The sequence below is a fragment of the Okeania hirsuta genome (genome assembly GCF_003838195.1).
In the GTDB taxonomy this organism is placed as follows: domain Bacteria; phylum Cyanobacteriota; class Cyanobacteriia; order Cyanobacteriales; family Microcoleaceae; genus Okeania; species Okeania hirsuta.
The window spans coordinates 1-4,671 of the sequence record NZ_RCBY01000378.1 but is presented as its reverse complement, the minus strand read 5'-3'; the positions used below and the strand labels follow the sequence as shown (position 1 = coordinate 4,671).

Annotated in this window: 4 protein-coding genes; all 4 read left to right on the top strand. The window is 35.3% G+C overall.

All coding sequences use genetic code 11. The features are described from left to right. Nucleotides 1-244: 244 nt before the first annotated feature. The 4 genes from D5R40_RS30465 to D5R40_RS30450 all read left to right on the top strand — a co-directional run bounded on the left by D5R40_RS30465 (nucleotide 245) and on the right by D5R40_RS30450 (nucleotide 4,461). Entirely contained in the window at nucleotides 245-1,501 is a 1,257-nt protein-coding gene (locus D5R40_RS30465) for a GUN4 domain-containing protein (protein WP_124147761.1), read from the top strand. A gap of 54 nt (nucleotides 1,502-1,555) precedes the next feature. Continuing rightward, on the top strand, nucleotides 1,556-3,067 hold the full coding sequence (locus D5R40_RS30460) for a GUN4 domain-containing protein (RefSeq protein ID WP_124147760.1): 1,512 nt from the start codon (nucleotides 1,556-1,558) through the stop codon (nucleotides 3,065-3,067). Between the two features lie 256 nt (nucleotides 3,068-3,323). Then, nucleotides 3,324-3,533 carry a type II toxin-antitoxin system Phd/YefM family antitoxin gene (locus D5R40_RS30455; RefSeq protein WP_192901224.1) on the top strand — a complete coding sequence of 70 codons (210 nt, stop codon included), beginning with the start codon at nucleotides 3,324-3,326 and terminating at the stop codon, nucleotides 3,531-3,533. Between the two features lie 244 nt (nucleotides 3,534-3,777). After that, nucleotides 3,778-4,461 carry a Uma2 family endonuclease gene (locus D5R40_RS30450; protein WP_124147759.1) on the top strand — a complete coding sequence of 228 codons (684 nt, stop codon included), beginning with the start codon at nucleotides 3,778-3,780 and terminating at the stop codon, nucleotides 4,459-4,461. Nucleotides 4,462-4,671 lie beyond the last annotated feature (210 nt).

Genomic DNA, 4,671 nt, shown 5'->3' with positions numbered 1-4,671 from the left:
TATCCTCTGAAAGTTGCTACATCACGCGCCCCCTAAATCCCCCAAAATTGGGGGACTTAAAGATAGCAAATTGACTCTTGTTCCCCCCAAAATTGGGGGGCTAGGGGGGCAAGATTCAGTCTCAAAAAACTTTGTAAGCTCTCAAGAGTTTATCTAAAAATAAAATAAGTTAAAATATAGAGATTATCTCTGGGCAACCACTGAAAAATAACCAAAACTTTAAGAATTAGACCTAATTATTATCATGGAAGACAAGAAAATTTGGATTATTGCTGATGAAACTGCTTCAAAAGTCTCTGGTGAGAAAGATCCAGTAGATACTGGAGCTAATTATCCAGATGGAGTAGAAGATACTGCTATTCCTCTTTATTTTGTGATAGAAAGATTGAGGCGATGTGGAGCAGATAATGTGATTTTATTTTTGGATGCTTGTCGCAGTCAGGAAAGTTCAAAAGGTTTGGGTATAGGAGAAGAAAAACAGAAAGGAGTAATTACAATTGCTTCTTGTAGTCCTAATGAAAGGTCTTATGAAATTGAGGATGAAAGGATAAAACAGGGTGCTTTTACTTATGCTTTATTAGAATCTTTAAGAATTCAAGGTGAAGGTAATTGTGCCACTGTTGAAAGATTATATAATCGTTTGTCTTATCGAGTTACCGATATTAATAGTCAATTTAGAAAGCCTCGGCAAACTCCTTATGCTATTGTTGAACCTGCTACTAAATATCATTTAATATTGTTGGAAAAACAGGCAAATTTGAGGGATATTGCCACACTAGAAAATGATGCTTATCAAGCCGAGGTAGAGAAAAATATTGAATTAGCTAGACACTTATGGACTCGCGTTTTAGCAGTGTCTCCTGCTAATGAAAAAGCTTTAAAAGCTTTGAGAAGAATTTGGCAGATGGAAGAACCTATAGAACCTCAATCAGAAGTTATTGAAACTAGCCCTCAAAACGATGAAATAAAGTTACTTTCTGAGAAAAACGTAGACTATACAAAACTCCGCAAATTCCTAGCTAATGGTGAGTGGAAACAGGCAGATGAAGAAACAGTTAGAGCAATGCTAAAATGCGCCAGACAACAGAAAAATTTATTCGGGTTAGATGACATAGATTTAGATGACGGGGTATTACCAGAAATTTTAATAACAACTTATTTAAAACCTGAGTCGATTGAAAATTTTCCTACTACAGACCTCCAAACTATTGACAAACTTTGGGTGAAATATAGCAATGGTAAGTTTGGTTTTTCTGTACAGAAGAAAATTTATAAAAATATGTTAGATGGTACAAAAAGTTACGATGAAAAAATATGGGAAGCGTTTGGTCACGAAGTAGGTTGGTACAGAGAAGGAGAATGGTCATATTACTCTGACTTGACCTTTTACTTGAATGAAGCTAGGGCAGGACATCTTCCAGGATGCCTAGTTTTTAAGAAAGGAGTAGAGGGTAAGGATGGATGGGAAGTAATCTCTATTCTCTCCCACAGAAAATTGTAAATTTTAAACACATAAGCTTTTCAGCCGTAATTAGAATTTAAGGGGTCTTAAAGAATGGCAAAAAATTGGGCTATTTGTATTGGGATTAACAATTACAATAGTATGCCAAATCTTAAGTATGCTCAGAGAGATGCTAAATTAATGCAGAATTATTTTCTCAATGAAGCAGGTTTTGAGAATATTTATTTATTTACTGATAATTCACCCTCAATTAATTATGCAGGTAAAACTTTTAATTCCCAACCTACTTACGGCAGACTCAAAAGATTTTTACGAGAAATATTTGACAAGGAATTTTTATCCGCAGGTGATAATTTTTGGTTCTTTTATAGCGGTCATGGAATGCGTTTTAAAGACCGAGATTATTTGATGCCTGCTGATGCTGACCCTCATCCAGATGGAGTAGAAGATACTGCTATTTCCCTTTATTTTGTGACAGAAAGATTGAGGCGATGTGGAGCAGATAATGTGATTTTACTTTTGGATGCTTGTCGCAGTCAGGAAAGTTCAAAAGGTTTAGGTATAGGAAAAGAAAAGCAAAAAGGAGTAATTGCATTTTTTTCTTGTCACCCGAATGAAAAGTCTTATGAAATTGAGTATGAAAGGATACAACAGGGTTCTTTTACCTATGCTTTATTAGAATCTTTAAGAATTAAAGGTGAAGGTAATTGTGCCACTGTAGAAAGATTATATAATCGTTTACGTCATCAAGTTCCTAATATTAATAGTCAGTTTAAAAAGCCTCGGCAAACTCCTTATGCTATTGTTGAACCTGCTACTAAATATCATTTAATCTTATTGAAAAAGCAGCCAAATGAACAATATATTGCTACTCTCAGAGAAGAGGCATTAGAAGCAGAAAATGAGAGTAATCTAGAATTAGCAGAACAATTATGGAATCGTATTTTAGCAGTTTCTCCTGCTAATGAAAAAGCTTTAAAAGCTTTGAAAATAATTTGGCATACTATTAATACTTTCAAGTTAAAAGGTAATTTTGTAGCAGGAATTATCGGAGTAGGAGTATTGGGAATAAGTATTTTTATAGGAGTACATTACCTAGGAGAAAACACAGAACAAACCAAGAATACAACAACGCCAAAAAACAAAAATGCAGACTATTCCACCCTAGAAAATCTACTAAAACAAAAGAGATGGAAAGAGGCAGATACAGAAACTTCTCGTTTAATGTTGAAAGTACCGGGGCTAAAGGAGCAAGGACATTTAACCCAACAAGATATAGACAATTTTCCTTGTACAGACCTCCGCACAATTGACAGACTTTGGGTAAAATATAGTGATGGTAAATTTGGCTTTTCTGTGCAGAAGAAAATTTACCATAATTTGGGTGGAAGAAAAGAGTATGATTGGCGGGTATGGAAAAATTTTGGAAATTCAGTAGGATGGATGAAGGGGGATGACGAATTGTTGAGCTACGATGAGCTAAATTGGGAGAAGGATACATCATCGCATTCAATGGGGCACCTCCCGCATAAGGACTTCTTTCAATTAGGGCCAGGTCGACGGTTGTCTTCTCTCTCGCAGAGACTTGTAGACTTTAACATATAAACGTTTCAGCCGCCTTAGTCAGTTATCAGTTATCAGTTCAGCAAGAGATTTAAAGTTTATTGTTACGAATGAAATTAACAAAATAACCATAGCAGTCATATCAAAAATTTATTGCTTCTACAATATTTTCATTTGTAATTTATACCAATATAGAGCTTCAGTGGTAAAATTAGCCCCTGATTTTTTTCTAGTAGCTGACTTACCAAACATCTAAAAAAATGCTAATATGATGCTAAATAATTATCTAAGTAACAAGATGCTAGACATAACCAAAGACATTGACTCCCTTACTAACTTCAAACGTAATACCACCCAATACTTGCAGCGAATTAAGGAAAGCGGAAACCCACTCATCCTCACAGTTAATGGTAAAGCAGAAGTCGTAGTTCAGGATGCAGAGTCATACCAAAAATTACTAGAATTAGTAGACCGCATACAAGCAATAGAAGGTATTCAGGCAGGTTGAAATTCAGTGCAAGAGGGACGCACTTTTCCAGCAAAGCAAGCATTAACCAAGCTCAAACAGAAGCATGGAATACCAAATTGAAATTAGCGATCGCATCTAATTCAGATAGTAAAATCACACCACATTTAACAATAGTATTAATAACTAAACTTTGCCTATCCTTGACAATTCAAAACACCTCAAAAATTAATATTTTATATTATATATTTACTAACAAAATCTAACATATTGAGGCCAGATGGTTATGAAAATTGGATTTAAAAATACAGTATTAACATCAATAATTCCCACCCTAGAAAATGGCGATCGCTTAACTCGAATTGAGTTTGAAAATCGTTACAGTAAGTCAAATGTTAAAAAAGCAGAATTAATTGAGGGAACAGTTTATATGGCATCTCCTTTACGAATGACCCAACATGGTGAACCCCATGCTTCAATTATGGGATGGCTATTACTCTATCGTGCTTCAACACCAGGAGTGCAACTTGGAGATAATTCGACTGTTCGTTTGGATGGAGATAATGAACCTCAACCCGATGCTTTAATGCGAATTGAAAATGGTGGACAGTCAATTATTAGTGAAGATGGTTATGTGGAAGGAGCACCGGAATTAATAGTAGAAATTGCTGCTAGTACTGTTTCTATTGATGTGCATGAAAAAAAGAAAATCTATCGTCGTAATCAAGTTCAAGAATATCTGGTTTGGCGCGTCGAAGATGGAGAAATTGATTGGTTTAGCCTACAAAAAGGGGAATATGTTCAGCTTCAACCTAATTCCGAGGGAATAATTTGTAGTGAAGTTTTTCCTGGTTTATGGTTAGATAAAGCAGCTTTATTAACAGGAAATTTAATCAAAGTAATTGAAGTTGTACAACTGGGGTTAGCTACAGCAGAACATCAAAATTTTGTGGATAAATTATCATCTTGAAGAAGGCAGAAGGCAGAAGGCAGAAGGTAAAGAAAGGTTCAAGTGGAGAAGGTTTTTTTATCGCTGATTATCCGGACATGATATAATATCAAATCCGGTAGCATCGGTATAAAAAAATTAAACCTGATAAATTAAGGGATGAATAGTAAGAGTTGGGCGATCGCCATGCCGAGATTGTTAAAGCTAGAACCACACAAAAGTATCGAAGAG